Source organism: Variovorax sp. 38R (assembly GCF_014843395.1).
GTDB lineage: Bacteria > Pseudomonadota > Gammaproteobacteria > Burkholderiales > Burkholderiaceae_C > Variovorax > Variovorax paradoxus_H.
Genome location: NZ_CP062121.1, coordinates 5044642 through 5070176, shown reverse-complemented (window position 1 = coordinate 5070176; position 25535 = coordinate 5044642). Strand labels below are relative to the sequence as shown.

26 protein-coding genes and 1 tRNA gene are annotated in these 25535 nt (G+C 67.8%); 14 read left to right on the top strand and 13 right to left on the bottom strand.

The window, feature by feature from the left end:
- Nucleotides 1–47 precede the first annotated feature (47 nt).
- From IG196_RS23500 to IG196_RS23485, 4 genes are all read left to right on the top strand, one after another.
- Entirely contained in the window at nucleotides 48–1388 is a 1341-nt protein-coding gene (locus IG196_RS23500) for an MFS transporter (RefSeq protein WP_192193235.1), read from the top strand.
- Between the two features lie 175 nt (nucleotides 1389–1563).
- Nucleotides 1564–2247, top strand: a complete 684-nt coding sequence (locus tag IG196_RS23495) for a transposase (protein WP_192193234.1) — start codon at nucleotides 1564–1566, stop codon at nucleotides 2245–2247.
- A 127-nt stretch (nucleotides 2248–2374) separates the two neighbouring features.
- The gene (locus IG196_RS23490) at nucleotides 2375–2956 is read left to right on the top strand and encodes a transposase (RefSeq protein ID WP_192193233.1); all 582 of its coding nucleotides are present in this window, start codon (nucleotides 2375–2377) and stop codon (nucleotides 2954–2956) included.
- A gap of 143 nt (nucleotides 2957–3099) precedes the next feature.
- The gene (locus IG196_RS23485; protein WP_192193232.1) at nucleotides 3100–3771 is read left to right on the top strand and encodes an HAD family hydrolase; all 672 of its coding nucleotides are present in this window, start codon (nucleotides 3100–3102) and stop codon (nucleotides 3769–3771) included.
- 207 nt (nucleotides 3772–3978) lie between these two features.
- Here IG196_RS23485 and IG196_RS23480 read toward each other — a convergent pair whose 3' ends face one another.
- Genes IG196_RS23480 through IG196_RS23465 form a run of 4 tightly spaced genes read right to left on the bottom strand, consistent with a single transcriptional unit; the run spans nucleotide 3979 to nucleotide 7454 of the window.
- Entirely contained in the window at nucleotides 3979–5259 is a 1281-nt protein-coding gene (locus tag IG196_RS23480) for an NAD(P)/FAD-dependent oxidoreductase (protein WP_192193231.1), read from the bottom strand.
- Entirely contained in the window at nucleotides 5256–6002 is a 747-nt protein-coding gene (locus IG196_RS23475) for an amino acid ABC transporter ATP-binding protein (RefSeq protein ID WP_192193230.1), read from the bottom strand. The genes IG196_RS23480 and IG196_RS23475 overlap by 4 nt, the downstream gene beginning before the upstream one ends.
- Entirely contained in the window at nucleotides 5999–6664 is a 666-nt protein-coding gene (locus IG196_RS23470) for an amino acid ABC transporter permease (RefSeq protein ID WP_192193229.1), read from the bottom strand. Before IG196_RS23470 ends, IG196_RS23475 begins: the two co-directional genes overlap by 4 nt.
- Nucleotide 6665: 1 nt before the next feature.
- Nucleotides 6666–7454 (bottom strand): ABC transporter substrate-binding protein, encoded by a 789-nt coding sequence (locus IG196_RS23465; RefSeq protein WP_192193228.1) that lies wholly within the window; start codon nucleotides 7452–7454, stop codon nucleotides 6666–6668.
- A gap of 176 nt (nucleotides 7455–7630) precedes the next feature.
- On the opposite strand from IG196_RS23465, the gene IG196_RS23460 reads away from it, so the two are divergent.
- Nucleotides 7631–8440: an IclR family transcriptional regulator gene (locus IG196_RS23460; protein ID WP_192193227.1), complete on the top strand. Its 810-nt coding sequence runs from the start codon at nucleotides 7631–7633 to the stop codon at nucleotides 8438–8440.
- A gap of 28 nt (nucleotides 8441–8468) precedes the next feature.
- Here IG196_RS23460 and IG196_RS23455 read toward each other — a convergent pair whose 3' ends face one another.
- The 7 genes from IG196_RS23455 to IG196_RS23425 form a co-directional block, all read right to left on the bottom strand.
- A complete protein-coding gene (locus tag IG196_RS23455) occupies nucleotides 8469–9956 on the bottom strand; it encodes an NAD-dependent succinate-semialdehyde dehydrogenase (protein ID WP_192193226.1) in 1488 nt (495 codons plus the stop codon).
- 14 nt (nucleotides 9957–9970) lie between these two features.
- Nucleotides 9971–10204: a cupin domain-containing protein gene (locus IG196_RS23450; RefSeq protein WP_192193225.1), complete on the bottom strand. Its 234-nt coding sequence runs from the start codon at nucleotides 10202–10204 to the stop codon at nucleotides 9971–9973.
- A 315-nt stretch (nucleotides 10205–10519) separates the two neighbouring features.
- Nucleotides 10520–11521 (bottom strand): isopenicillin N synthase family dioxygenase, encoded by a 1002-nt coding sequence (locus tag IG196_RS23445; RefSeq protein WP_192193224.1) that lies wholly within the window; start codon nucleotides 11519–11521, stop codon nucleotides 10520–10522.
- Nucleotides 11518–12261, bottom strand: a complete 744-nt coding sequence (locus IG196_RS23440) for an amino acid ABC transporter ATP-binding protein (protein WP_192193223.1) — start codon at nucleotides 12259–12261, stop codon at nucleotides 11518–11520. Before IG196_RS23440 ends, IG196_RS23445 begins: the two co-directional genes overlap by 4 nt.
- Nucleotides 12258–12968, bottom strand: coding sequence for an amino acid ABC transporter permease (locus IG196_RS23435; RefSeq protein WP_192193222.1), 711 nt, complete (start codon nucleotides 12966–12968; stop codon nucleotides 12258–12260). Before IG196_RS23435 ends, IG196_RS23440 begins: the two co-directional genes overlap by 4 nt.
- 13 nt (nucleotides 12969–12981) lie before the next feature.
- A complete protein-coding gene (locus IG196_RS23430; protein WP_099792089.1) occupies nucleotides 12982–13677 on the bottom strand; it encodes an amino acid ABC transporter permease in 696 nt (231 codons plus the stop codon).
- Nucleotides 13678–13842: 165 nt separating this feature from the next.
- The gene (locus IG196_RS23425) at nucleotides 13843–14670 is read right to left on the bottom strand and encodes an ABC transporter substrate-binding protein (protein ID WP_099792087.1); all 828 of its coding nucleotides are present in this window, start codon (nucleotides 14668–14670) and stop codon (nucleotides 13843–13845) included.
- A 191-nt stretch (nucleotides 14671–14861) separates the two neighbouring features.
- Here IG196_RS23425 and fabV point away from each other — a divergent pair, with 191 nt between their 5' ends.
- From fabV to IG196_RS23405, 4 genes are all read left to right on the top strand, one after another.
- Entirely contained in the window at nucleotides 14862–16058 is a 1197-nt protein-coding gene (gene fabV, locus IG196_RS23420) for an enoyl-ACP reductase FabV (RefSeq protein WP_192193221.1), read from the top strand.
- Between the two features lie 26 nt (nucleotides 16059–16084).
- On the top strand, nucleotides 16085–16504 hold the full coding sequence (locus IG196_RS23415; RefSeq protein ID WP_159274896.1) for a group II truncated hemoglobin: 420 nt from the start codon (nucleotides 16085–16087) through the stop codon (nucleotides 16502–16504).
- Nucleotides 16505–16535: 31 nt separating this feature from the next.
- Nucleotides 16536–17759, top strand: coding sequence for an NAD(P)/FAD-dependent oxidoreductase (locus IG196_RS23410; RefSeq protein ID WP_192193220.1), 1224 nt, complete (start codon nucleotides 16536–16538; stop codon nucleotides 17757–17759).
- A gap of 141 nt (nucleotides 17760–17900) precedes the next feature.
- Complete coding sequence (locus IG196_RS23405; protein ID WP_412556394.1) at nucleotides 17901–19952, top strand: bifunctional 2',3'-cyclic-nucleotide 2'-phosphodiesterase/3'-nucleotidase; 2052 nt, start codon at nucleotides 17901–17903, stop codon at nucleotides 19950–19952.
- 132 nt (nucleotides 19953–20084) lie between these two features.
- Here IG196_RS23405 and IG196_RS23400 read toward each other — a convergent pair whose 3' ends face one another.
- Nucleotides 20085–20750 carry a Smr/MutS family protein gene (locus tag IG196_RS23400; RefSeq protein WP_192193218.1) on the bottom strand — a complete coding sequence of 222 codons (666 nt, stop codon included), beginning with the start codon at nucleotides 20748–20750 and terminating at the stop codon, nucleotides 20085–20087.
- Entirely contained in the window at nucleotides 20750–21427 is a 678-nt protein-coding gene (radC, locus tag IG196_RS23395) for a RadC family protein (RefSeq protein WP_099792078.1), read from the bottom strand. The genes IG196_RS23400 and radC overlap by 1 nt, the downstream gene beginning before the upstream one ends.
- Nucleotides 21428–21534: 107 nt before the next feature.
- On the opposite strand from radC, the gene IG196_RS23390 reads away from it, so the two are divergent.
- From IG196_RS23390 to IG196_RS23370, 5 genes are all read left to right on the top strand, one after another.
- Nucleotides 21535–21978, top strand: coding sequence for an FKBP-type peptidyl-prolyl cis-trans isomerase (locus tag IG196_RS23390; RefSeq protein WP_099797172.1), 444 nt, complete (start codon nucleotides 21535–21537; stop codon nucleotides 21976–21978).
- On the top strand, nucleotides 21975–22943 hold the full coding sequence (gene ispH / locus IG196_RS23385; protein ID WP_192193217.1) for a 4-hydroxy-3-methylbut-2-enyl diphosphate reductase: 969 nt from the start codon (nucleotides 21975–21977) through the stop codon (nucleotides 22941–22943). The genes IG196_RS23390 and ispH overlap by 4 nt, the downstream gene beginning before the upstream one ends.
- A 5-nt stretch (nucleotides 22944–22948) precedes the next feature.
- A complete protein-coding gene (locus IG196_RS23380) occupies nucleotides 22949–23905 on the top strand; it encodes a threonine/serine dehydratase (protein WP_412556352.1) in 957 nt (318 codons plus the stop codon).
- A 63-nt stretch (nucleotides 23906–23968) separates the two neighbouring features.
- Nucleotides 23969–25300, top strand: a complete 1332-nt coding sequence (gene serS / locus IG196_RS23375) for a serine--tRNA ligase (RefSeq protein ID WP_192193216.1) — start codon at nucleotides 23969–23971, stop codon at nucleotides 25298–25300.
- A 57-nt stretch (nucleotides 25301–25357) separates the two neighbouring features.
- Nucleotides 25358–25447, top strand: a tRNA-Ser gene (locus tag IG196_RS23370).
- Nucleotides 25448–25535 lie beyond the last annotated feature (88 nt).

Genomic DNA, 25535 nt, shown 5'->3' with positions numbered 1-25535 from the left:
GTCGCGCCCTGGCGTGACACCCGAATTACAGCCAGCCAGCCAGCAAGATGACGACGTCCAGCATCAGTCCACAAGGCGCCCAGCCCGTGCCGCACCCGACCGAAGGCGGCGCCCGCGCCGCAGACGCCGACCATTCGCGCATCGCCCCGGGCGAGATCGCGGTCGGCGTGGTCATCGGCCGCGCCTCCGAGTATTTCGACTTCTTCGTCTACGGCATCGCCTCGGTGCTGGTGTTCCCGGCGGTGTTCTTTCCGTTCGAGCAGCGCCTGGAAGGCGTGCTCTGGGCCTTCGTGATCTTCTCGTTCGCCTTCATCGCGCGCCCCTTCGGCACCGTGATCTCGATGGCGATCCAGCGGCGCTTCGGGCGCGAGACCAAGCTGACGATTGCGCTGTTCCTGCTGGGCACCTCGACCGCCGGCATCGCGTTCCTGCCGGGCTACGCGAGCATCGGCTTCACGGCCATCGTGCTGCTGTCGATCTTCCGTTTTGCCCAGGGCCTGGCACTGGGCGGCTCGTGGGACGGCCTGCCGTCGCTGCTGGCGCTGAACGCACCGCCCAACAAGCGCGGTTGGTACGCCATGCTGGGCCAGCTGGGCGCACCGCTGGGCTTCTTCGTGGCCAGCGCGCTGTTCGCGTACCTGTATTCGAGCCTGCCGCTGGCCGACTTCCTTGATTGGGGCTGGCGCTACACCTTCTACGTGGCCTTCGCCATCAACGTGGTCGCGCTGTTCGCGCGCCTGCGCCTCGTGGCCACCGACGAGTACGCGCGCCTGCTCGAAGAGCGCGAGCTGCAGCCCACCAGCGTGGTCGAGCTGACGCGTTCGCAGGGCGCCAACCTGCTGATCGGCGCGTTCGCCGCACTGGCCAGCTACGCGCTGTTCCACCTGATCACGGTGTTCCCGCTGTCGTGGATTTCGCTGTATTCCGACCAGTCGATCACCGAGTTCCTCATCGTGCAGATGGTCGGCGCGGTGTTCGGCGCCATCGGCATCGTGGCCTCGGGCCTGATCGCCGACCGCATCGGCCGTCGCTTCACGCTCGGCGGCCTGGCCGCCATGATCGCCGTGTTCAGCGGTTTTGCGCCCACGCTGCTCGACGGCGGACGCATCGGCCAGGACATCTTCATCGTGCTGGGCTTTGCGCTGCTGGGCCTGTCGTACGGCCAGGCGGCCGGCGCCGTGACCTCCAACTTCGCGCCCAAGTACCGCTACGTGGGCGCGGCCCTCACGGCCGACCTGGCCTGGCTCATCGGCGCGGCCTTTGCCCCGCTGGTCGCCCTGGGCCTGTCGGCGCACTTCGGCCTGGCCTTCGTGAGCATCTACCTGCTGTCGGGTGCGCTGGGCACGCTGGCGGCGCTGGGGCTGAACCGGGCGCTGGCGCGGGACTGAGCGGCAGCGTTGCCGTTTCTCGAACCAAGGGGCCGATCAGTCTGTGTAAATAGTCAGCGCTGAGTCCGCGAGAAGTGCCCTTCAGGCGTTTGTCTGAGGGGCATTTTTCATTGGAGGCTGACCAATGGGACATAGACACGGACAGGCGCGGGGACAGGCGACGTTGTTCCCACTGATGCTCGATGAGCTGGTGGGCCAGGACGCACTGGTTCGGGTGGTGGACGCCTGGGTGCAGGCGCTGGATCTGAAGGCGCTGGGCTTTGCCAAGGCGCAGGCGCAGCGACTGGGAACACCGCCCTACGACCCGGGCGATCTGCTGCGGCTGTACATCTGGGGCTACCTGAGCGCGATCCGTTCCTCGCGGGCCCTGGAGCGCGAGTGCCACCGCAACGTGGAGTGCATGTGGCTGCTGGGGCGCCTAGCCCCGGATCACAAGACCATCGCCGAGTTCAGGCGCCAGAACACGGCGGCCCTGGTGGCCAGTTGTGCGGCCTTCGTGCAGTTCGCGCGGGCCAGCCGGGTGATCCGTGGATCGACAGTGGCCATTGATGGCTCCAAGGTGCAGGCAGTGGCCTCGCGCAAGGCGGTGGTGGGCCAGCGTGAGCTGGCCGCACAGGCACAGCGCAACGCGCAGGAGATCGCGGCTTATCTGCGGTTGCTGGACAGCCGGGACGGCGAGGATGACCAGGGCGGTGATGGGCCCGGCGATGGTCCTGGTACGCCCGATGAAGTGCGCGCGGCCTTGGAACGACTGAAGGCCCAGGGCGAGCCATCGCCAACCAAGCCCAGCAACTCCTGCGCAGCGACGCGAGCACCGTCGTGTGCGGTGAGCCCGAAGCACGCCCGATGCGTAGCCTGAACAGCCAGCCGGGCTACAACCTGCAAACGGCGGTGGAGACGCAAAGCCACCTGATCGTGGCGCATGAGGTGGTCTGCGAGGTGAACGATCAGCGCCAGTTGCAGCCCATGGCCGAGGCGGCCAGCCGGTGCTGCAGCAGCCCTGCTCGGTGGTGGCCGATGCGGGCTATGCCAATGGGGAGCACATTGCAGCCTTGGACGCCCAGGGCATCACCAGCTACGTGGCGGGCGAGCGTTCGGTGAACCACCAGGGCGGCGGCAGCCTGTACCAGCGCAGCGCCTTCGTCTATGACCCGGCCAGCGACAGCTTCACCTGCCCGGCGGGCAGTGCCCTAAAGCGCAAGCAGCTCTCGCGCAAGGACAAGATGGTGGTCTATGCAGCACAGCCGAGCGATTGCGCGGGCTGTGCCCAGAAACTCAAATGCACCACGGCGCGCCAGCGCTTCGTCTCGCGCCACCTGTACGAAGAGGCGCTCGAAGCCAATGCAAGCAGGCTGGCCGCTCAGCCCTGGATGATGGGGCTCAGGCGCCAGACGGTGGAACACCCCTTTGCCAGTATCAAACACCTCATTCTGGGCAATGCCCGGTTGCTGATGAGGCATACCAGTGGAGCGCGCGCGGAGTTCAGCTTGGCGGTGATGGCCTACAACCTCAAGCGGGTGTTCAACATGAAGGGAGCGCCCTGGATGCACCAGGCGCTCAGGGGCTGAGGCCCTTGGGCGTTTGCTCGCCCCAATGAAAAATGCCCCGCTCTCGCGGGGCATCTCGATCAAGCGGCCTGCTGACTATTTACACAGCCTGCGATGGCCCCTTTTTTCATGGCCGCTGCGCGGCTCGCTTAGGATTCGCCTCGATGTTCACCGCCGCCATTTTTGACATGGATGGGCTGCTGATCGATTCCGAGCGCCCCATCATGGCCGCCTGGATCGCCGCGGCCCGCACGCTCGATGTCGAGCTTTCGCACGCCCAGTACCTGCAATGCGTGGGGCTGGCCATGGGCGAGTCCAAGCAGATCCTTGCGGCGCTGCTCGGCGGCGTCGCCGCCTACCAGCACGCGGCGGCGCAAGTGACCGCCGCGCTGCAGCTGGAACGCCTGGCAGGTGACGTCCGGCCGCTCTTTCCCATCAAGCCCGGCGCGGCCGAGTTGCTCACCGCCTTGCGCGGACGCGGCACGCGCTGCGCGGTCGCTTCGTCGTCCACGCGCGGCCAGATCGCTGCCTGCCTCGGGAGCCTCGATGTGCTCCATCACTTCGAGGCCTTCGCGGGCGGCGACGAGGTCGCGCGCGCCAAGCCCGACCCGGCGCTGTACCGCCTCGCGGCCGAGCGCCTGGGTGTGGACCCTGCGGATTGCGTCGCCTTCGAAGACAGCGAGAACGGCGCCAAGGCCGCACTGGCCGCCGGGATGCGCGTGGTGGTGGTGCCCGACCTCAAGCACCCGCCCGAGGCGATCGTCGCGCAGGCGTTCCAGGTGCTCGATTCGCTGCACGATGCGGTGCCGCATGTGGCGCGCTGGTTTCCGTCGTAACCCGTTCTTCTTCGCCCACCGTCCGGGCGGTTCTGCGTGAACAGGCCGCACCCGGGGTTCGTCACCGGGCCATCGCGCGCTCGAAACGGCCCTCGAGGTCGCTCCCCTTCTGACCCCAGAACGCTGCACTGAAGGCCGTGAGAGCGCTTGATGGGGGACGCCAGCGATCGGCTGGCGTGTTCAGTTCAGGCGCGTGCGTGCGTGTGCTCAGGCCAGCCGGTCGAGCAGGCTGTACCAGGCCACACCGCCGCCGATGTAGAAGCGCTGCAGCCCGTGCAGTGGAATCGGCTGCAGCGGCGTCACCGGGTACGGAAACGGCGCGCGCGCATCGGCCATGCGCGCGGCCACGTGCTTGCCCACGCTCGTGGCCAGTGCGATGCCGCGTCCGTTGTAGCCCAGCGCGATCGTCAGGCCCGGCGCGGGCGTGTGCACGTGCGGCATGAAGTCGCGCGTGACCGCGATGCGGCCGGCCCATCGGTACTGGTAGCGCAATGGGCCCAGCTGCGGAAACAGCAGTTCGAGCGAGCGCTCCAGGTGTGCGAAATCGGCGGGGCCCGTCGGATCGGCGAAGTGGCCGCGCCCGCCCATGAGCAACCGGCCCTGCGCGTCCTTGCGGAAGTACAGCAGCAGGCGCTGCGAGGTCGAGGCCGTCTCGCCGCCTCGCAGGATGGCGTCGGCTTCGCGGCCCGACAGCGGCTCGGTCGCGACGATGAAGCTGTTGGCGGCCAGCACGGTGCGCGACAGCGTCGGCCACAGCGCGCCGGTGTAGCCGTTGGTGGCCAGCAGCACCTGGTCGGCTGTCACGGTGGCGCCGCTGGCCGTGGTGGCGTGCCAGTGCGCGCCCTGGCGCGCCAGCGCCGTGACCGCACTGCCACCGTGCACCGCCACGCCCGCTTGCTGGGCGGCTCGCACCAGCCCGCGCGTGTAGGCCAGCGGCTGGATGCCGCCCGCGCGCCCGTCGAGCCAGCCGCCCGCGAAGGCCTGCGTGCCCAGGCGTGCGGCGACCTCGGCGCGATCGAGCATGCGCGTGGGCACGCCGCGACGCTCCCATTGCCGTGCGCGTGCGTGCAGCCCGCCGACGTGCTTCGGTGAATAGGCCACCTGCAGCCAGCCGTTGCGCACGGGCTGGCAGTCGATGCCATGGCGCGCGATGAGGTCGAACACCAGGTCGGCGGAGTGCGACACGGCCTCGATGAGCGGCTCGGCGCGCGCCGAGCCGTAAAGCCGCACGAGGTCGTCGGGGTCGTGCTTGAGCGAGGGGTTCACCTGCCCGCCGTTGCGCCCCGAGGCGCCCCAGCCGGGCTCGCCGGCTTCGAGCACGCACACGCGCGCGCCCGCTTCGGCCAGGTGCAGCGCGGCGCTCAGGCCGGTGAAGCCGGCGCCCACGACCAGCACGTCGGCATGGCGCGATTCGGTCAGCGGCGGCGTGGGCGACGCGGCCGGCGCGGTGGCGGCCCACAGCGAAGGCGGCATGGCGATGGCATTCATGCCGCCGCGCCCGCCGACGGATGCAGCACGCGGCGCAAAAAGTCTTGCGTGCGCGCATGACTCGGCGCGCCGAGCACCTGCGCGGCCGGGCCTTCCTCGACGATGCTGCCGCTGTGCAGGAAGCACACGCGGTCGGCCACCTCGCGCGCAAAACCCATCTCGTGCGTGACGACGATCATCGTCATGCCTTCGTCGGCCAGCGCGCGCATCACGCCCAGCACATCGCCGACCAGCTCGGGGTCGAGCGCCGAGGTGGGCTCGTCGAACAGCATCGCCTCGGGCTTCATGGCCAGGGCGCGCGCAATGGCCACGCGCTGCTGCTGTCCGCCCGACAGTTGCGCGGGCCAGGCCTGCGCCTTCTCGGCCAGGCCGACCTTGGCCAGCAGCGCGAGCGCTTCTTCGCGGGCTTGCGCGGGCGGGCGCTTCTGCACGAAGACGGGGCCTTCCATCACGTTCTCCAGCACCGTGCGGTGCGGGAACAGGTTGAAGCGCTGGAACACCATGCCCATGCGGCTGCGCAGCCGATGGATGGTGGGCGCGGCGCGGTCGACGCGCTCGCCGAAGGCGCGCACCTCGCCGCCTTCGTAAGACTCCAGCCCGTTGATGCAGCGAAGCACCGTCGACTTGCCCGAGCCCGACGGGCCGATCAGGCACACCACCTCGCCCGCGTCCACGTGCAGGCTCACGCCCTGCAGCACGCGGTGCGCGCCGAAGTTCTTTTCGAGTCCGCGGACGTCGATCATGGTTTTTTTCTCCCGGCGGCAAAGCGCTTCTCGAGCCGGCGCAGGCCCCACACCAGCGGCAGGCTCATGAGCAGGTAGAGCAGGGCGACGAGCGTGTAGACGGTCATGTTCTGGAAGGTGGACGAGGCGATGAGCTGGCCCGCGCGCGTCATCTCGGCCACGGTGATGGTGGACACCAGCGACGAGTCCTTCAGCATCATCACGAGCGTGTTGCCGTAGGGCGGCAGCGCGATGCGAAAGGCCTGCGGCAGGATCACGCGGCGCATGATCAGCATCGAGCGCATGCCCATGGCCTGCGCCGCTTCGCGCTGGCCCGGGTCGACCGCCTCGATGCCGGCGCGGAAGTTCTCCGCCTGGTAGGCCGAGTAGGCAATGCCCAGCCCGATCACGCCGGCCTGGAACGCCGTGAGCTCGACGCCGAACTCGGGCAGCACGAAGTAGATGTAGAACAGCTGCACGATGATCGGCAGCCCGCGGATCACGTTGATGACCACGTCGGCCGTGATCGACAGCGCCCGCACCGGCGACAGCTTCATCAGCGCAAACGCCAGCCCGAGGGCACTGCTCAGCAGGAACGACAGCACGGTGACCTGCACCGTGACCACCGCGCCCTGCAGCAGGATGGGCAGGAACTCCTGCGCGTTCTGCAGGAAGCTGCTCATCTCAGATGCCCCACTTGCCCACGATGGCGGCCAGCGTGCCGTCGGCCTTGACCTTGGCGATGGCCTTGTTCAGGCGCTCGAGCGTCTGCGTGTCGCCCTTGCGCACCACCAAGCACACGTCGCCCACGTTCACGGACTTGTAGCTCTGCACCAGCTTGACGCCGTTGAAAGCGGCCTGGCGCAGCTGGTAGGCGATGACGGGCTGGTCGCCCAGGCCGGCCTTGATGCGGCCCAGCGACAGGTCGCGCGTCATGTCGGCCACCGAGTCGTAGCTGCGCACCTCCTTGAAGATGCTCTTCTTGTTGAGCATGTCCAGGAACACGGTGCCCACCTGCGCGCCGACCACCTCGCCTTTGAGTTCGTCGAGCGACACATAGGGGCGCGTGTCGCTGTCCTTCACGATCAGGCCTTCGCCGTAGGAATACACGGGGTCGCTGAAGTCGACCACCTCCTGGCGCGCGGGCGTCTTCAGCATGGCGGCCGAAATGATGTCGACCTTGCGCGCCGTGAGCGAGGGAATCAGCGCCGAGAACACCGTCTGCTGCACGTTCACGCTGAAGCCGCCCGCCTTGCCGACGGCCGTGACGGTGTCGACCATCATTCCCTGGATCGAGTTCGTCTTCACGTCCAGGAAGGTGAACGGCACGCCCGTGGCTGTGGCGCCCACGTTGTAGCTCGCCGGTGCGGGAGTGGCGGCGGGTGCCGCGCCCTGGGCACAGGCCAGCCCGACGCTGGCGGCCAGTGTCAGGCCCGTGGCCAGGCGATGAAGGTGACGAACGACTCGTTTCATGAGAGCACTCCTGAGGAAGAGGAAGGTGAAAGGATGGAAAAGAGAGACCGGAACCGATGCAGCATTCGTGCCAATAATCGATTGTTTTAAATCTCTGATCAATTAATGAAAACCACTAGTCGCGTTTTAAGAATCGATATGCGATTCGATTGAGTCTTCCCGCTATACTCGAATCCATGGACGCCTCCCTCGAATCCGCCGTTCCGCAGGACGACAGCCCCAGCCTTCTGTTCAACCAGTCGCTGGAAAAAGGCCTGGCCGTGCTGTGCGCCTTCAGCGCCAGCCGCCGCACGATGACGCTGGCCGACGTGGCCGCCGCCACCGACATCACCAAGAGCTCGGCGCAGCGCATGGTGTTCACGCTCGAAAAGCTCGGCTACCTGCGCAAGCACCCGAAGACGCGGCGCTACCAGCTCACGCCCCGCGTGATGGAGATCGGCTTCAACTACCTCTCGGCCCATGCGCTGATCGACGTGGCCACGCCCTTCCTGTCGGAGCTCACCAAGGTCACGACCGAGACCACCTGCCTCACCGAGGCCGACGGGCTCGACATGGTCTACGTGGCGCGCTTCGTGAGCGCGCAGTTCGTGCCGGTGCACATGCCCATCGGCAGTCGCGTGCCCATGTACTGCACCGCGTCGGGCCGTGCCTACCTGAGTGCGCTGCCCGAAGACGAAGCGCGTGCGCGCATCGAGGCCTCGGATCGCGTGGCCCACACCACGCGCACGCGCACCGACGTCGACGAGATCATGGACGCCCTGCGCGTGGCGCGTGCACGCGGCTACGCCACGAACGAAGAAGAACTGTTCCTCGGCGACATGACCATTGCCGCGCCGGTGCTGGGCAGCCAGGGCCGGCCCGTGGCCTCGGTGCACGTGGTGGCGCCGACCAGCCGCTGGACCATGGAGGAGGCCGAGCGCAAGCTAGCGCCTGCGCTTCTGTTGTGCGCGCGCTCCCTCACCAGCTCAGCGCGCAGCGTCGACTGAGGGTCGGCGCCCTCAGTCGATTCTTCGTCTACTTCCTGGACTGCTGGATGTCGCCGAGGCACAGGAACTTCAGCTCGAGGTAGTCGTCGATGCCGTGGTGCGAACCCTCGCGGCCGAGCCCTGACTGCTTCACGCCGCCGAACGGGACGTGCTCGGTGGCGATGACGCCGGCGTTGATGCCGACCATGCCGTATTCCAGCGCTTCCGCCACCCGGAAGATGCGGCCGACGTCGCGGGTATAGAAGTAGCTCGCCAGGCCGAACTCCGTGTGGTTCGCGGCATCGATCGCTTCCTGTTCCTCGCAGAACCGGAAGATGGGCGCAAAGGGACCGAAGGTTTCTTCGCGCGCGCACTGCATCTCTGGCGTGGCATCGGCGACGACGGTCGGTTCAAAGAACTGCCCGCCCAGGGCCTTGCCGCCTGCCACGATGCGCGCGCCCTTGGACACCGCGTCATCCAGGTGGCTCTGGACTTTCGCGACAGCGGCCGGCTCGATGAGCGGGCCCTGCACCACGCCCTCCTCGAAGCCATTGCCGACCTTCAGCGCACTGACCTTCGCCGCGAACTTCTCGACGAAGGCGTCGTAGACCGCGTCCTGCACATAGAGGCGGTTGGCGCACACACAGGTCTGGCCGGCATTGCGGAACTTGCTGGCCAGGGCGCCTTCCACCGCGGAATCGAGGTCGGCGTCGTCGAACACGATGAAGGGCGCGTTGCCGCCCAGCTCCAACGACATCTTCTTTACCGTGGGCGCGCTTTGCGCCATCAGGATGCGGCCGACTTCCGTGGAGCCCGTGAAGCTGATGTGGCGCACCACATCCGAAGCGCACAGCGTCTTGCCGACCGCGATGCTGTTGCCGCTGTCGGCCGTCAGGACATTGATGACCCCGGACGGCACACCGGCGCGCACCGCCAGTTCAACGGCAGCCAGCGCCGTCAGCGGGGTCAATTCCGAAGGCTTGACGATGACCGGACACCCGGCGGCCAGGGCCGGCGCGACCTTGCGCGTGATCATGGCCAGCGGGAAATTCCAGGGCGTGATGGCGGCACAGACGCCCACGGCCTGCTTCAGGACCATCAAGCGGCGGTTGTTGTCGAACTGCGGCAAGGTTTCGCCGTTGACCCGCTTCGCCTCTTCGGCGAACCATTCGACGAAGCTGGCGGCATACGCCACTTCACCCTTGGCCTCGGCGAAGGGCTTGCCTTGCTCGGCGGTCAGGATGCGGGCCAGATCGTCCTGGTGGGCCATCAGCAGTTCGAACCACTTCAGCAGGATGGCGTGGCGCTGCTTGCCGGTGGTGGCACGCCAGGCGGGCCAGGCCCTGTCGGCGGCCGCGATCGCCAGTTCGGCATCGGCAGCGCCGAGATTGGGCACGTCGGCGAGCTTGAGGCCCGTGGCCGGATCGGCGACGTCGAAGCGGCTGTGGCCAACGACCCACTGGCCATCGATGAGCGCGTCGCGCTGGAGCAGGCTCGGGTCGTTCAGGCCAAGAAGCGGAGAGGTGTGAGAGGTCATGGCGATTCGAGTCCTCATGCCATCACATAGACCTTGCGCAGCTTCTCGGACACCACCCAGACGCCCTGCGTGTTCGGCGGAACCACCAGGAGATCGCCCGCACCGAAGCTCAGCGTGGGTCCATCGGTTTCGGTGAACGTGGCCGCGCCGGACAGGATGAACATCAGCTCGCCCTTGGGCGTGGCGCGCGCGAAGGTGCCGACGTCGCTCTCCCAGACGCCGAACTCCAGCGGCTCCCGTTCAGGCATCGAGAATTTCTGGCTCCCGCGGCTCGGGTCGTGCGCACCGACGGTGAGAGCGAAATCCTGCAAGCTTTGCTGGGTGAATTTTTGAATCGTCATGAGATGGATGGGTTGGAATCGTTGGCCGCAGGCCGGATGGACGGCGACGCGGCGGATTCTTCATGGCCGATTCAGTGTTGAAAATGGCTCGATATCGCCACTTGCTTGCCATTTCATGAAAGTGAATGGCAGCGCCAAGCCCGGCCGCGCGGGGCCGATCTCGATGCGGATGCGGATGTCTGCAGTGGGGAGGGCGCGTTCAGCGACCCTCGCCGGTTCGCCTCAGAGCACTTCGTTGCGCAGTTGCGGGAACACCTTCGACACCTTGGCCAGCAGGTAGTCGCCATAGCGGCCGCTGAAGGCGTGCACGTTCGCGCGGTCCCAGCGTTCGGCGCTGTCGTCGAGTGCGTCGGCACCGGCCAGGCCTTCGATGCGCTGCACGCGGGCGTCGAAGTTCGGGTCGAAGAACAGCGGGAACGACAACCGGTCGCGGCCCGAGGTGTTGCGCTTCACGCGGTGCGGCGTCGACTTGTAGAGCCCGCCGGTCATGCGGTCGAGCATGTCGCCGATGTTGCAGACGAAGGCGCCGGGCACCGGTGGCGCGTCGATCCAGCCGCCCGGCGTGTGCACTGCGAGGCCGCCCACGGTGTCCTGGTGCAGGATCGTGAGCAGGCCGTAGTCGGTGTGTTCGCCCACGCCCCATTGCACGTCCAGCCCTTCGGGCACGGCCTGCGTCGGGTAGTTGAAGAGGCGGAACAGGATCAGCGGGTCCCCCGTGTAGCGTTCGGCGAAGTAGTTCGCGGGCAGGCCGAGGCTCAGCGCGATGCCTTCCATCAGCCGGTGGCCCAGCTGCGTGACGGCGTCCATGTACGCGAGGATGGTCTCGCGAAAGTCCGGCACATCGGGAAAGAGATTCGGGCCGTGCACCGGCGTCTTCGCCTGCACCAGCGGGTGGTCGGCGGGCAGCTCGGTGCCCAGGTAGAGGCCTTCCTTCCAGTCGGGGCGGCCCGAGGTCAGCTCGCCGCCGCGCGGGAAGAAGCCGCGCCAGGCGCGGCCGCCCAGGGCCATGCGCCATTGCATCTTGGTTTCCTCGGGCAGGTCGAAGAACTGGTGGCTCAGGTCTTCGAGCCGTTGGATCAGCGCGGGGTCGACGCCGTGGCCCGTGACGTAGAAGAAACCGTGCGCGCGGCAGGCGTCGCCGATCTGCGCCGCCACGCGTGCGCGTTCGGGCGTGCCGGCCACGAGCGGGGCGACGTCGATGAGGGGAAGGGAGGAGTCGGTCATGCGTCTCTCGAAAAAGGCGAACGGATGTCGGACAGGAACTGCTGCGCGCGCGGGTGCTGCGGGCGGTTGAAGAAATCATCGGGCGTGGCGCGTTCCAGCACCTGGCCCTGGTCCATGAAGAGCACGCGGTCGGCCACCTCGCGCGCGAAGCCCATCTCGTGCGTCACGCAGACCATGGTCATGCCGTCGCGTGTGAGGTCGCGCATCACCAGCAGCACCTCGCCGACCATCTCGGGGTCGAGCGCGCTGGTGGGCTCGTCGAACAGCATCAGCGGCGGCTTCATGGCGAGTGCGCGCGCAATGGCCACGCGCTGCTGCTGACCACCCGACAGCTCGCCGGGCCACGCATTGGCCTTGTTCGCGAGGCCCACGCGCTCCAGCAGTGCCATCGCGCGCGCGTCGGCATCCTTGCGCGAGAGGCCGTGCAGCTGCATCGGCGCCATGGTGCAGTTCTGCAGCACGCTGAGGTGCGGGAACAGGTTGAACTGCTGAAAGACGAAGCCGATGCGCGAGCGAAACGCGTTCACGTCCAGGCCGGGCGCGTGGATGTCCTGCCCGTCGAGCGTGATGCGGCCCGACTGGATCGGCTCCAGCCGGTTGAAGGTGCGGATCAGCGTCGACTTGCCCGAGCCCGAGGGCCCGCACACCACGACCACCTCGCCCTTGTGGATGGTTTCGGTCACGTCGACCAGTGCGTGGTAGCTGCCGTACCACTTGTTGACTTGTTGGAGTTCGATCATGCGGGCACCTTGAGGGTCGCGGCGGGAAGGCCGCGGCGCGCGAGCCGGCGCTCCAGCCAGTAGGCGAAGCGCGAGAGGCCGAAGCACAGGATGAAGTAGGTCAGGCCCAGGATCAGGTAGATCTGCGCCGGCTTGGTGAACACCTGCGTGTTGATCTGCGTGGCAATGAACGACACCTCGGCCAGCCCGATGATGTAGCCCAGCGAGGTCTCCTTGATGGTCGAGACGAACTGGTTCACCAGCGAGGGCAGCATGCTGCGCAGCGCCTGCGGCAGCACCACGAGGCGCATCGCGCCGATGTAGCTCAGGCCGAGCGCGCGCGCGGTTTCCATCTGCCCGCGCGGCAGGCCCTGGATGCCGGCGCGCACGATCTCGGCGAGGTAGGCGGCATCGAAGATGACGAGCGCGATCAGCATGGTGGTGAACTGGTCGGTCTTCACGCCCGTGACGCTGGGCAGGAAGAAGTAGGCCCAGAAGATCACCATCAACAGCGGCAGGCCGCGCACCACGAACACCAGCGCCGTGACGGGCCAGCGCACGCAGCGCCACGGGCTCACGCGCGCCAGGCCCAGCACGATGCCCAGCGGCAGCGCGAGCACCAGCCCGCACGAGGCCAGCAGCAGCGTGAGCACCAGCCCGCCGAGCGGGCCGTTCGGATACTGCCCGATAAGGAAGTAGACCCAGTAGTCGTTGATGATTTCGAACATCAGCGCACCGCCTTCAGATGGTCCGCACCGGGAAGCGGTGGTGGTACCAGGTGGCCAATCCGGTGATGGCCAGCGACACCGTCAGGTACGCCGCACTCGCGAACGCGAACGACTCGAAGCTGCGGAAGGTCGCGCTTTCCACCTGCCCGGCCTGGTACATCAGCTCGGCCACGCCGATCACGGTGGCGATCGAGGTGTTCTTCCACAGGCTCAGCGTCTGCGAGATGAGCGGCGGCACGGTCACGCGCAGCGCCTGCGGCAGCACCACGCGGCGCATGGTGGCCAGGAAGCTGAAGCCCAGCGCGCGGCCGGCCTCGAACTGCACGGCCGGGATCGAGCGGATGCCGCTGCGGATGTCCTCGGCCATGAAGGCCGCCGTGTACAGCGACAGCGCGACGATCGCGCTGTAGGCCTCGATGTGGCCTTCGTAGAGCCAGGTCTTGATGCCTTCGGGCAGCAGCTCGGGCGCGCCGAAATACCAGAAGAGCATGTGGGCCAGCAGCGGGATGTTGCGGATCGATTCGACGTACGCAAAGCCGAGCCAGCGCAGCGGTGCGAGCGGCGAGAGCCGCAGCAGCGCCACCACCAGCGCCAGCGGCAGCGCAAAGACGAGCGAGACCGCAAGCAGCTGCAGCGACAGCCACAGGCCCGCGACCAGCATGTCGTGGTACTGGCCGGTGAGCAGCAGCGAATAGTCGAACAGGGGCATGGGGGGCGACAGTATCACCGTCGCGAGGGGAATCTTCTCCCTCCCCCGCTGGGGGAGGGTAGGGGTGGGGGCACGGCGGCGATCGAGGCGCCGCGGTGGCTCAAGGGCCGCTGGCCCCCATCCCGGCCTTCCCCCGGAAGGGGAAGGAGAAAGTCAAAAGACCGGTCAGTCGATCTTGTCGGTCTCGAGCTTGAAGTCGCGCGTCTGGAAGCCCGACGCCGTGTTCGGGCCGTACCACTTGATGAAGATCTTCTGCGCTTCGCCCGACTTCTCGAGTTCGCGCAGCGTGTCGTCCACCACGGCCTTCAGGCCGCTCTCGCCCTTCTTGATGCCGATGGCCAGCGACTCGGTGCTCAGGTTCTGCTTGAGCACCACGTACTGCGCCTTCTGCGGGCCCAGCTTGGCGTAGCTGCGCAGCAGCGCGGCCTCGTCGTCCACGTAGCCCACGCCCTTGCCCTGTTGCAGCGCCTGGAAGGCCTGCTGGCTGGTGTCGAAGGTCACGACCTCGGCGGTGGGCACGGCCTTGCGGATGTTGGGTTCCTGCGTGCCGCCGCGGATGGTCAGCACCTTCTTGCCGCCGAGCTGCGGCACGTCGGTGATGCCGCTGGTCTTCTTCACGACGGCCTTCTGGCCGGTGACGAAGGTGGTGAGCGAGAAGTCGATCTGCGCCTCGCGCTCCTTGTTGTGCGTGAGGCCGGCGGCCACCAGGTCGACGTGGCCCTGCTGCAGCTCGGGAATGCGCGCGGCCACGGCGATCTGCTTGAGCACCGGCTTCACGCCGATCTTTTTCGCAATGGCGTTCACCAGGTCGACCTCGTAGCCGACGATCTGGCGCGTCTTCGGATCGATGAAGGTGGCGGGCTCGTCGGTGCCTAGCACGCCGACCACGAGTTCGCCCTTTTTCTTGATGTCGGCGAGCTGGTCCGCATGGGCGGCAACGCCGGTCAGCAGGGCGGAAGCGGCAAGGGCCGCGGCAAGCAGGGTGTGGCGCATGGTGGGATCGTCCTCTCTCCAGAGTGAAATTCAGGCCGGAACCATATCAATAAAACCCAAGATTATTAAATCGTCAATCGACATATGCATATGGGGCTGATGAATCGGCCTGTTGCCGGCTGGGTTAAATTCGCGGCGCCGCGACGTGCCCTGCCGCCGTCCCCCCGAATGTCTTACCGAGCGAGCTTTTCATGATCATCCAACCCCGCGTGCGCGGCTTCATCTGCGTCACCACCCATCCCGTGGGCTGCGAAGCCAATGTCCGGCAACAGATCGACTACGTCAAAGCCAAGCCCCCCATCGCGGGCGGCCCGAAGCGCGTGCTGGTGATCGGCGCCTCCACCGGCTACGGCCTGGCCGCGCGCATCACCGCGGCCTTCGGCTGCGGCGCCGACACGCTGGGCGTGTTCTTCGAACGCGCGGGCAGCGCGACCAAGCCCGGCTCGCCCGGTTGGTACAACACCGCCGCGTTCCATCGCGCCGCCACGGCCGAAGGGCGCTACGCCAAGAGCATCAACGGCGACGGCTTTTCCGACGCGGTGAAGCAGCAGACCATCGAGACGATCCGCGCCGACCTCGGCCAGGTCGACCTCGTGGTCTACAGCCTGGCCGCGCCGCGCCGCACGCACCCGAAGACGGGCCAGGTCTTCAACTCCGTGCTCAAACCCATCGGCAAGGCCGTGACGCTGCGCGGCCTGGACACCGACAGCGGGGCCGTGAAGGAGTCGGTGCTCGAGCCCGCCACGCAGGAAGAAATCGACAACACCGTCGCCGTCATGGGCGGCGAAGACTGGCAGATGTGGATCGACGCGCTGCAACAAGCCGGCGTGCTGGCCGACGGCGCCAAGACCACGGCCTTCACGTACCTGGGCGAGCAGATCACCCACGACATCTACTGGAACGGCTCCATCGGCGCCGCCAAGAAGGATCTGGACGAGAAGGTGCTGGACATCCGCGCACAGCTGGCGGCCAAGGGCGGCGACGCGCGCGTGTCGGTGCTGAAGGCGGTGGTCACGCAGGCCAGCTCGGCCATTCCGATGATGCCGCTGTACCTGTCGCTGCTGTTCAAGGTGATGAAGGCCGAAGGCACGCACGAGGGCTGCATCGAGCAGGTGCACGGCCTGTACGCCGACAGCCTGTACGGCGCCACGCCGCACCTGGACGGCGAAGGCCGCCTGCGCGCCGACTACAAGGAACTGGCACCGCAGGTGCAGGCGCGCGTGCAGGAACTGTGGCCGCAGGTGACTGGCGAGAACCTCAACGAGCTGACCGATTTCGCGGGCTACAAGACCGAGTTCCTGCGCCTGTTCGGCTTCGCCGTCGACGGCGTGGACTACACGGCCGACGTGAGCACCGATGTGGGCATTCCCGATCTGATCCAACTCTAGAGCGTCCCGAGGGGATACTCCCGCCCATGCAGATTCAAGACAAACCGCCCGCCGGCACGCCCTTCGAGTGGATCGGCGGCGAGCCGAAGGTGGAGGCGCTGGTCGAGCGCTTCTACGACCTGATGGACCTCGAGCCGGCCTACGCGCAACTGCGCGCCGTGCACGGCACCGACCTGGACAACGCGCGCCAGCGCCTCTTCTGGTTCCTGTGCGGCTGGCTCGGCGGCCCCGCCCACTACACCGACCGCTTCGGCCACCCGATGCTGCGCGCGCGGCACCTGCCGCAGGCCATCGGCGGCCACAGCATCGGCATCAAGGAGCGCGACCAGTGGCTGGCCTGCATGGACCAGGCGATGGGCGAGACCGGTGTGCCTGAAGACCTGCGCGCAAGGTTGCGCGACTCCTTCTTCAAAACCGCGGACTGGATGCGCAACCGCGGTGAGTGACCAGACAACGATTCCCGAAAGACTGTTCTCCATGAATTCCATCGTCATCATCGGCGGCGGCCACGCCGCGGCCCAGCTCTGCGCGGGCCTGGCGGAAGCCGGGCAGGGCGCGCGCGTGCACCTGGTCTGCGAAGAGGCCTGCGAGCCTTACCACCGCCCGCCGCTGTCGAAGGCTTTTCTCAAGAGCGCCGAAGAAACCACGCAGCCGCACAAGGCCGCCGACTGGTACCGCGAAGCGGGCATCACGCTGCACCTGGGCGACGCCGCCGTGGCCATCGACCGTGAGGCGCACACCGTCACGCTGCGCTCGGGCGCGGTGCTGCCGTGGGAGCGCCTGGTGCTGGCCACCGGCACGCGCGCGCGCCAGATGCCTGGCCTGCAGCCGGGCCTGGAAAACGTCGCGAGCCTGCGTGCCGCCGACGAGGCGCATCGCCTGCGCACGCGGCTGGCGGAGGCGCAGCAGGTCACCGTGCTGGGCGGTGGTTTCATCGGCCTCGAAGTGGCGGCCACCGCGCAGGCGCTGGGCAAGCGCGTGCAGGTGATCGAATGCGCGCCGCGCCTCCTGGGCCGCGCGGTGTCGCCCGAGCTGTCGGCGCACGTGCTGGCCACGCACCGCGCGGCCGGCATCGACATCGTGCTGGGCGCGCAGACCGGCGCCTTCGAAGTCGTGGGCGACCGGCTCGTGTCGGTTGAAGTCAACGGCACGAAGCAGCCGATCGACCTGCTGCTGCTGGGCATCGGCGCCGTGCCAGAGACCGCGCTCGCACAAGCCGCGGGCATCGAGTGCGCCGACGGCATCGTGGTCGACGGCCACATGCAGACCAGCGCGGCCGACGTGCTCGCGGTGGGCGACTGCACGCGCTTCCCCGACCGCCGCGCGGGCCGCGCGCTGCGGCTCGAATCGGTGCAGAACGCGAACGACCAGGCGCGCACCGCCGTGGCCACGCTGACCGGCGCCGCACGCGATCACGACGCGGTCGCGTGGTTCTGGTCCGACCAGGGCGGCCTGCGGCTGCAGATGGCGGGCCTCATGCCGGCCGAAGGCACGCCGGGCCTGGTGAGCGTGCGCCGCGCGGGGCCGAAACCCGAGGCGTTCTCGCTGTTCCACTACGTCGACAGCCAGCTCGTGTGCGTCGAATCGGTGAACGCGCCGGTCGATCACATGATGAGCCGCAAGCTGCTCGAAGCGGGTCGCAGCCCGGCGCCCGAAGCGGTGGCGGATGCGGCGGTACCACTAAAGAATCACCTGGCATAACTGCTGTCGCAACGGCGCTGCACGGCGGGCCCGGATTCACCGGTCTGTCACCCTGCTTTCGGAGACTGGTCTTCCTCATATCCGTAGGGAGACCTCTCGATGAACAACGCAGTGGCTGCGTCGCTTGCGCGCCTCGCCCCCATGTCCACCTGTGCCGCCGTCTTGGCCGCCGCGCTCACCGCCTGTGGCGGCGGCAACGGGGGCGGCACCGCCTTCCCGCCGATCGTTCCGCCACCTGCGCCGGCGCCCGTGGCTGCCGGCACGCGCACCACGGTCGCGCTGCTCGAAACGACCGACCTGCACTTCAACGTTCGCAGCTACGACTACTTCAAGCTCGCCGAAGACAAGTCGTACGGCTACGAGCGCACGGCGACGCTCATCAACGCCGCGCGCAAGGAGTTCGCGAACACGATGCTGTTCGACAACGGCGACACCATCCAGGGCACCGCGCTGGCCGACTACGAGGCGCTGATCAGCCGCATCCCGTGCACGCAGCCGCTGTCGATGTACAAGGTGATGAACGCCACCGGTTACGACGCCGGCACGCTGGGCAACCACGAGTTCAACTACGGCCTGGACTTCCTCAACCAGGTGCTCGGTGGCGGCCTCGATGTCGAAGGCGTGGACGGCAGCAAGAAGTGCGCGGGACCGAGCTTCCCGATGGTCGTGGCCAACGTGCACAGCCTCAAGAGCGGCAAGCCGCTGGTGGCGCCGTACACCATCGTCACCAAGCAGTTCACCGCGACGGCGCCTGACGGCAAGAGCGTGACGGTGCCGGTGAAGGTCGGTGTGATCGGCTTCACCACGCCCGGCATCATGAACTGGGACAAGCGCTTTCTCGAAGGCAAGCTGCGCACCGAAGGCGCGGTCGAAGCCGCGAAGCGCTACGTGCCCGAGTTGCGCGAGAAGGGCGCGGACATCGTCGTCGCGCTGCAGCACGGCGGGCTCGACGGCTCGCCGTACTCGCCGACCATGGAAAGCCCGGGCCTGTACCTGTCGAAGGTGCCCGGCATCGACGTGCTGATGATGGGCCACCAGCACGGCCTGTTCCCCGACCGCGGCGCCAAGCCCGGCTACACGCAGGCCGGCGTCGACAACGCCGCCGGCACCGTCAACGGCGTGCCGGCCGTGATGTCCAGCTCGTGGGGCAAGGCGCTGGGCCTCGTGAAGCTCGAACTCGTGTGGGACGGCAAGGCCTGGGGCGTGGACAAGAGCAAGACGCTGGTCGAGGCGCGCTCCACGCAAACCGGCAAGGACAGCCAGGGCAAGGCCGTGTATGTCGACGCCGACCCGAGCGTGGCGCCGCTGGTCGACACGCAGCATCAGGCCGCGATCGACTACGTGAAGACGCCGGTCGGCACCACCGATTTCCGCATGAACACCTTCTTCGCCGACGTGGGCGACCCGGGCGCGATCCAGATCGTGAACCAGGCGCAGGCCGACTACGTGAAGACCTATGTCCAGGCCAACCTGCCGCAGTACGCGAGCCTGCCGGTGCTGTCGGTGAGCGCGCCCTTCAAGTCGGGCTTCGAAGGCGGGCGCGACTACACCGACGTGGCCGTGGGCAACCTCGCGATCTTCAGCGCCGCCGACCTGTACCTGTACCCGAACACGGTGTATGCGGTGAAGGTGACGGGCGCCGAGATCAAGGGCTGGCTCGAAGCCGCGGCCAAGCGCTTCAACACCATCGACCCGGCCCTCGCGACCGACCAGGCGCTGATCAGCACGTTCCCGGGCTACAACTTCGACATGTTCACCACGCCCGACATGCAGTACGAAATCGACGTCACGCAGGCCGTGGGCAGCCGCATCAAGAACCTCATGTACCTGGGCGCGCCCATCGACGCGGCGAAGGAGTTCGTCATCGCCACGAACAACTACCGTGCGACCAGCGGTGCGAGCTTCATTCCGGCGCTGGACGGCCGCGCGACGATCTACGCCTCGCCCGATGCCAACCGCGACGTGCTGATCGCGTACATCAAGGCGAAGAAGACCATCACCCGCGCGGCCAACGGCGCGGCGCGCAGCTGGCGCTTCACGAAGGTGACGACAGCGGGGAACGTGACGATCACGTCGGGGCAGGGGCAACTGAGCGCCGCGACGGATGCGGGGCTCATGAACATCTCGCTGCTGACGGCGGATGACGGAAGCGGCAAGGGCCGCTCGGTCTACAAGGTCGACTTGAGCAAGTGACCTGAATGTCTCCCTCCCCCGCTGGGGGAGGGCAGGGGTGGGGGCTCGCGGCCTCCAACGCCGCGCAGCCTTGAAGGCCGCGTGCCCCCATCCCAACCTTCCCCCAGCGGGGGAAGGGGCAAGACAAGAAATTCAGCGCCGCACGGGCGCCAGCAGCACCACCAGCGCCCCGGCCCCACCCTCCGCAGGCTTCGCCTGCACGAACGCAATCACCTCGTTCTTCTGGATCAGCCAGCGCTGCGTCTTGGTCTTGAGCACCGGCTGCTTGCCGGGCGAGCCCAGGCCCTTGCCGTGCACCACGCGCACGCAGCGCAGCCCCTGCTTGTGGGCGTTGCGGATGAAACCACCCAGCGCCTCGCGCGCCTCGTCGCTGCGCAGGCCGTGCAGGTCGACCTGCGCCTGGATCGACCAGTCGCCCTTGCGCAGCCGCGCCGTGATGTCGGTGCCGATGCCGGGGCGGCGAAAGCTCATGGCGTCGTCGACGTCGAGCAGCGTGGTCACGTCGAACTCGTCGGACAGCGACTCGCGCAGCACGCGCTGCTCGTCGAGCTGGTGCTGGAACGGAATGGGCGCGGGCGGCTTGGGCGCGAGCGGCACCGAGGCCTTGCGGCGCAGCGGCTCGGTGGCGCCGATGGCGCGCGTGAACAGGTCTTTCTCGGCGGCGCGCTTGCGCTCGGCCGCGGCGCGCGCGGCGGCCTCGGCGGCTTCGCGCTCGCGGGTTTCGGCGAGCACGCGCTGCACCTGCTTGAGGTCGGCGAGGGTTTTCAGCGCGGGGGGACGGGAAGATGACGAAGCCATCAGATCAGCCCCCGTTCCGCCATCGAGAAGCTCTGGCCCGGGCTCACGATGACGTGGTCGAGCACGCGCACGTCGACCAGTGCCAGCGCGGCGCGCAAGGTTTGCGTGAGCGATTCGTCGGCGCGCGAGGGCTCGATGCTGCCGCTCGGGTGGTTGTGGGCCAGCACCACGGCCGCGGCCTTGTGGTGCAGGGCGCGGGTGACGACCTCGCGCGGGTAGACGCTGGTCTGCGTGAGCGTGCCGCGAAACAGTTCTTCGAGCGTGAGCAGGCGGTGCTGCACGTCGAGGAATAGCACCGCGAACACCTCGTGCGGGCGCGAGCCGATGTGCAGCTGCAGGTACTGCTTGACCGCCTCGGGCGAGTCGAACACCGTGCGCTCCTTCAGGCGCTCGCCCATGGCGCGGCGCGCCAGCTCGAGCACCGCCATGAGTTCCGAGCGCTTGGCGCTGCCGCCCATGCCCTTGACCTCTTTGAGGTCGTCGGGCGCGGTGTGCAGCAGCCCCGACAGGCCGCCGAAGCGTTCGAGCAGTTGCTGGGCCAGCTGGAGCACGTTCTTGCCGGCCACGCCGGTGCGCAGCAGCAGCGCCAGCAGCTCGGCGTCGGCCAGCGCGGCGGCGCCCCGCGCCATGAGCTTTTCGCGCGGCCGGGCGTCGAGAGGGAGATCCTTGAATGCCATGAAACCCTGCTGAAACCTTGGCCGGGGCGAGATGTTGCCCCGATCCTTAAAATGAGGGTCAGTTTATCGGGACACCTCCCTCCTCTTTGCCCACCTTTGCTGCACCCATGTCCCAAGTTGTGACTTCCGGCTCCTTCCTGACCCTGCACTACCGGCTGGCCGGTCCGGCGGGCGACATCATCAACACCTTCGCCGACAAGCCCGCCACGCTGTCGCTCGGCACCGGCGAGCTTTCGCCGGCCATGGAGCAGCGCCTGATGGGCCTGGAAGAGGGCGCGCACGCCACTTTCGAGCTGCCCGCTGGCGAGGCCTTCGGTGAGCGCAACCCCGACATGCAGCAATGGGTGGCGCGCAAGCTGCTGGCCCAGATGGGCGACCCCGACGAGCAGTACGCCGTCGGCGACGTGGTGCAGTTCCCCACGCCCGACGGCGCGGGCAGCTACGCGGGCGCGGTCGTCGAGTCGAACGAGACCGGCGTGCGCTTCGACTTCAACCACCCGCTTGCCGGCCAACCCGTCACCTTCGAAGTGAAGCTGATCGGCGTGCTATGAACCCGAACATCGAGGAAGTCCTTCTCGCCGAGCCGCGCGGTTTCTGCGCCGGCGTGGACCGCGCCATCGAGATCGTCGAGCGCGCCCTCGCCAAGTTCGGTGCGCCGATCTACGTGCGCCACGAGATCGTGCACAACACCTACGTGGTGAACGAACTCAAGGCCAAGGGCGCGATCTTCATCGAAGAGCTGTCCGACGTGCCGCCCGGCTCCACGCTGGTGTTCAGCGCGCACGGCGTGAGCAAGGCCGTGGAGCAGGAGGCGCGCGACCGCGGCTTCTCGATCTTCGACGCCACCTGCCCGCTCGTGACCAAGGTGCACGTCGAAGTGGCCAAGCTCGCGAAAGAGGGCTACGAATTCATCATGATCGGCCACAAGGGCCACCCCGAAGTCGAAGGCACGATGGGTCAGCTGTCGAGCGGCATCCACCTCGTGGAAGACGTGGCTGACGTGGCCAACGCCTCGCCGCTGCAGACCGAGAAGCTCGCCGTCGTCACCCAGACCACGCTCAGCGTGGACGACGCCGCCGAGATCGCCGCCGCCGTGCGCGCGCGCTTCCCGAACGTGCGCGAGCCCAAGCAGCAGGACATCTGCTACGCCACCCAGAACCGCCAGGACGCGGTGAAGATCATGAGCCCGCAGGTCGACCTCGTGATCGTGGTCGGCAGCCCCACCAGCTCCAACAGCAACCGCCTGCGCGAGCTGGCGCAGCGCCTGGGCACCGAAAGCTACATGGTCGACTCGGCCGACGAGCTCAAGCCCGAGTGGTTCGAAGGCAAGTCGCGCGTGGGCCTCACCGCCGGCGCCTCGGCGCCCGAGGTGCTGGTGCACGAGGTGATCGAGCGCGTGCGCGCGTTCGGCGCCGTGTCAGTGCGCAAGATGGACGGCATCGAAGAAACCATCAAGTTCCCGCTTCCCAAGGGCCTCAAGCTCGACGACATTCCGCCCCCCGGGCACATCTCCTGAATCTCATGAAAAACACCAACTGGCGCTCCGAAATCGAGAGCGCCTCCCGCAGGCTGGGCGAGCGCGCCGGCCACTTTCTGCGTGAAACGCCACTGTGGAAGCTGCCGGCCGCCGCTGTCGGCGTGACCGCGCCGGGCGCTGAAGTCTGGCTCAAGCTCGAGCACATGCAGGTCAGCGGCAGCTTCAAGGCCCGCGGCATGATGAACCGCCTGCTGGCCAACGACATCCCCGCCGCGGGCGTGATCGTCGCCTCGGGCGGCAACGCCGGCATTGCCACCGCCGCGGCCGCCAAGGCGCTGGGCGTGCCCTGCCAGGTGTTCCTGCCGGGTGTCTCGCCCGAAGCCAAGCGCGCGCGTCTGCGGGCACTGGGCGCCGAAGTCGTCGTGGTCGGCGAGCTGTACCCCGATGCGCTGGCCGCCTGCCTGACGCGCCAGAAAGAAACCGGTGCCTTGCTCACCCACGCCTACGACCAGCCCGAAGTGGTGGCCGGTGCCGGCACGCTCGGTCGCGAGATCGAGGCGCAGGGCGGACTGCCCGACGCCGTGCTCGTGAGCGTGGGCGGCGGCGGCCTGATCGGCGGCCTCGCCGGCTGGTTCGAGCAGCGCGCCCGCGTGGTCGCACTCGAACCCGAGAAGGCCCCGACGCTGTTCCGCGCCCGCGAGGCCGGCGAGCCCGTCGACGTGGACGTCGGCGGCGTGGCAGCCGATTCGCTCGGCGCGCGCCGCATCGGCGCCATCGCCTGGGAGATCACGCAGCAGCAGGTGCGCGACGCGCTGCTGCTGTCCGACGAATCCATCCGCGCCGCCCAGCAGTGGCTGTGGAAAGAGCTGAAGCTCGCCGTGGAACCGGCCGCCGCACTGCCGCTGGCGGCGCTGCAGACCGGCGCCTACGTGCCGCGCGAGGGCGAGAAGGTGTGCCTGATCATCTGCGGGGCGAACGTCGATCCGGCCACGGTCGCCTGAGTCGTCGCAGGCGTGCGAGCGGGGAGGGCGGGCGCGGGCCGGGCGCCCACCTAAAATCTCCCCATGCTTGACATCACCCTGCTCCGCAAAGACCTGGCCTCCGCTGTGGCCGGCCTCGAAAAACGCAAGAAGAACCAGCCCTACCTCGACGTCTCTGCGTTCACCGCGCTCGAGGCCGAGCGCAAGACGCTGCAGACCCGCACCGAGGAAATCCAGGCGCGCCGCAACTCGCTGAACAAGCAGATCGGCCCGCTGAAGGCCAAGGGCGAGTCGGTCGACGCGCTCATGGCCGAGGTCAACGCGCTCAAGGCCGAGCAGGAATCGCAATCTAAGCGCCTCGAAGAAATCCAGCCCGAGCTGCACGCGCTGCTGCTTGCCGTGCCCAATCTGCCGCACGCCAGCGTGCCGCTCGGCGAAGACGAATCCGGCAACGTCGAGATGCGCCGCTGGGCCCCGAAGGGCGGCGCCGGCGCCAACGCCACGCCGCTGGCCTTTGCGCCCAAGGACCACGTCGACCTCGGCGCGCCGCTGGGGCTCGATTTCGAGATGGGCGCCAAGCTCTCGGGCTCGCGCTTCTCCGTCATGAAGGGCCCGATCGCCCGCCTGCACCGCGCGCTGGCCCAGTTCATGGTCGACTTGCAGACCGAACAGCACGGCTACACCGAGTGCTACGTGCCCTACATCGTCAACGCGGCCACGCTCAGCGGCACCGGCCAGCTGCCCAAGTTCGAAGGCGACCTGTTCGCCGCGAAGAAGGGCGGCCAGGACGGCGAGGCTGCGCCCGACCATTCGGCGCTGTACCTCATCCCGACCAGCGAAGTGCCGCTGACCAACTTCGTGCGCGACGAGGTCGTGGCCGAGGCGCAACTGCCGATCAAGCTCACGGCCCACACGCCGTGCTTCCGTTCGGAAGCCGGCAGCGCCGGTCGGGACACGCGCGGCATGATCCGCCAGCACCAGTTCGACAAGGTCGAGATGGTGCAGATCGTGCATCCCGAAAAGAGCTACGACGCGCTCGAGCAGATGGCCGGCCACGCCGAAGCCGTGCTGCAGGCGCTGGAGCTGCCGTACCGCGTGGTGCTGCTCTGCACCGGCGACATGGGCTTCACCGCCGCCAAGACCTTCGACCTCGAGGTGTGGCTGCCCGCGCAAAACACGTACCGCGAGATCAGCTCGGTGTCGAACTGCGAAGCCTTCCAGGCGCGCCGTTTGCAGGCCCGTTTCAAGAACGCCAACGGCAAGAACGAGCTGGTGCACACTCTCAACGGCTCCGGCCTGGCCGTGGGCCGCGCGCTGGTCGCCGTGCTGGAGAACCACCAGAACGAAGACGGCTCGATCAACGTGCCGGCAGCGTTGCGTCCGTACCTCGGCGGCCTTGAAGTTTTGCGCGGTTGAAGTGCCGGGCGTCAAAAGTCAGATTTTTCTGGCTATAATCTGAGGCTCGACAGCACCGGAGAGGTGGCAGAGTGGTCGAATGTACCTGACTCGAAATCAGGCGTACTAGCGATAGTACCGAGGGTTCGAATCCCTCCCTCTCCTCCAAGAATGGCCCCGCAAGGGGCTATTTTTTTGCCTGTTCGTTCCTGAACAGCGCCTCGCAGGATCAAGGCCTCGGCCGTTCCGCCGCTGC

Coding starts and splice junctions, on each gene's coding strand:
- IG196_RS23500 (WP_192193235.1), top strand. CDS start 48: ATGACGACGTCCAGCATCAGTCCACAAGGCGCCCAGCCCGTGCCGCAC.
- IG196_RS23495 (WP_192193234.1), top strand. CDS start 1,564: ATGCTCGATGAGCTGGTGGGCCAGGACGCACTGGTTCGGGTGGTGGAC.
- IG196_RS23485 (WP_192193232.1), top strand. CDS start 3,100: ATGTTCACCGCCGCCATTTTTGACATGGATGGGCTGCTGATCGATTCC.
- IG196_RS23480 (WP_192193231.1), bottom strand. CDS start 5,259: ATGAATGCCATCGCCATGCCGCCTTCGCTGTGGGCCGCCACCGCGCCG.
- IG196_RS23475 (WP_192193230.1), bottom strand. CDS start 6,002: ATGATCGACGTCCGCGGACTCGAAAAGAACTTCGGCGCGCACCGCGTG.
- IG196_RS23470 (WP_192193229.1), bottom strand. CDS start 6,664: ATGAGCAGCTTCCTGCAGAACGCGCAGGAGTTCCTGCCCATCCTGCTG.
- IG196_RS23465 (WP_192193228.1), bottom strand. CDS start 7,454: ATGAAACGAGTCGTTCGTCACCTTCATCGCCTGGCCACGGGCCTGACA.
- IG196_RS23460 (WP_192193227.1), top strand. CDS start 7,631: ATGGACGCCTCCCTCGAATCCGCCGTTCCGCAGGACGACAGCCCCAGC.
- IG196_RS23455 (WP_192193226.1), bottom strand. CDS start 9,956: ATGACCTCTCACACCTCTCCGCTTCTTGGCCTGAACGACCCGAGCCTG.
- IG196_RS23450 (WP_192193225.1), bottom strand. CDS start 10,204: ATGCCTGAACGGGAGCCGCTGGAGTTCGGCGTCTGGGAGAGCGACGTC.
- IG196_RS23445 (WP_192193224.1), bottom strand. CDS start 11,521: ATGACCGACTCCTCCCTTCCCCTCATCGACGTCGCCCCGCTCGTGGCC.
- IG196_RS23440 (WP_192193223.1), bottom strand. CDS start 12,261: ATGATCGAACTCCAACAAGTCAACAAGTGGTACGGCAGCTACCACGCA.
- IG196_RS23435 (WP_192193222.1), bottom strand. CDS start 12,968: ATGTTCGAAATCATCAACGACTACTGGGTCTACTTCCTTATCGGGCAG.
- IG196_RS23430 (WP_099792089.1), bottom strand. CDS start 13,677: ATGCCCCTGTTCGACTATTCGCTGCTGCTCACCGGCCAGTACCACGAC.
- IG196_RS23425 (WP_099792087.1), bottom strand. CDS start 14,670: ATGCGCCACACCCTGCTTGCCGCGGCCCTTGCCGCTTCCGCCCTGCTG.
- fabV (WP_192193221.1), top strand. CDS start 14,862: ATGATCATCCAACCCCGCGTGCGCGGCTTCATCTGCGTCACCACCCAT.
- IG196_RS23415 (WP_159274896.1), top strand. CDS start 16,085: ATGCAGATTCAAGACAAACCGCCCGCCGGCACGCCCTTCGAGTGGATC.
- IG196_RS23410 (WP_192193220.1), top strand. CDS start 16,536: ATGAATTCCATCGTCATCATCGGCGGCGGCCACGCCGCGGCCCAGCTC.
- IG196_RS23405 (WP_412556394.1), top strand. CDS start 17,901: ATGTCCACCTGTGCCGCCGTCTTGGCCGCCGCGCTCACCGCCTGTGGC.
- IG196_RS23400 (WP_192193218.1), bottom strand. CDS start 20,750: ATGGCTTCGTCATCTTCCCGTCCCCCCGCGCTGAAAACCCTCGCCGAC.
- radC (WP_099792078.1), bottom strand. CDS start 21,427: ATGGCATTCAAGGATCTCCCTCTCGACGCCCGGCCGCGCGAAAAGCTC.
- IG196_RS23390 (WP_099797172.1), top strand. CDS start 21,535: ATGTCCCAAGTTGTGACTTCCGGCTCCTTCCTGACCCTGCACTACCGG.
- ispH (WP_192193217.1), top strand. CDS start 21,975: ATGAACCCGAACATCGAGGAAGTCCTTCTCGCCGAGCCGCGCGGTTTC.
- IG196_RS23380 (WP_412556352.1), top strand. CDS start 22,949: ATGAAAAACACCAACTGGCGCTCCGAAATCGAGAGCGCCTCCCGCAGG.
- serS (WP_192193216.1), top strand. CDS start 23,969: ATGCTTGACATCACCCTGCTCCGCAAAGACCTGGCCTCCGCTGTGGCC.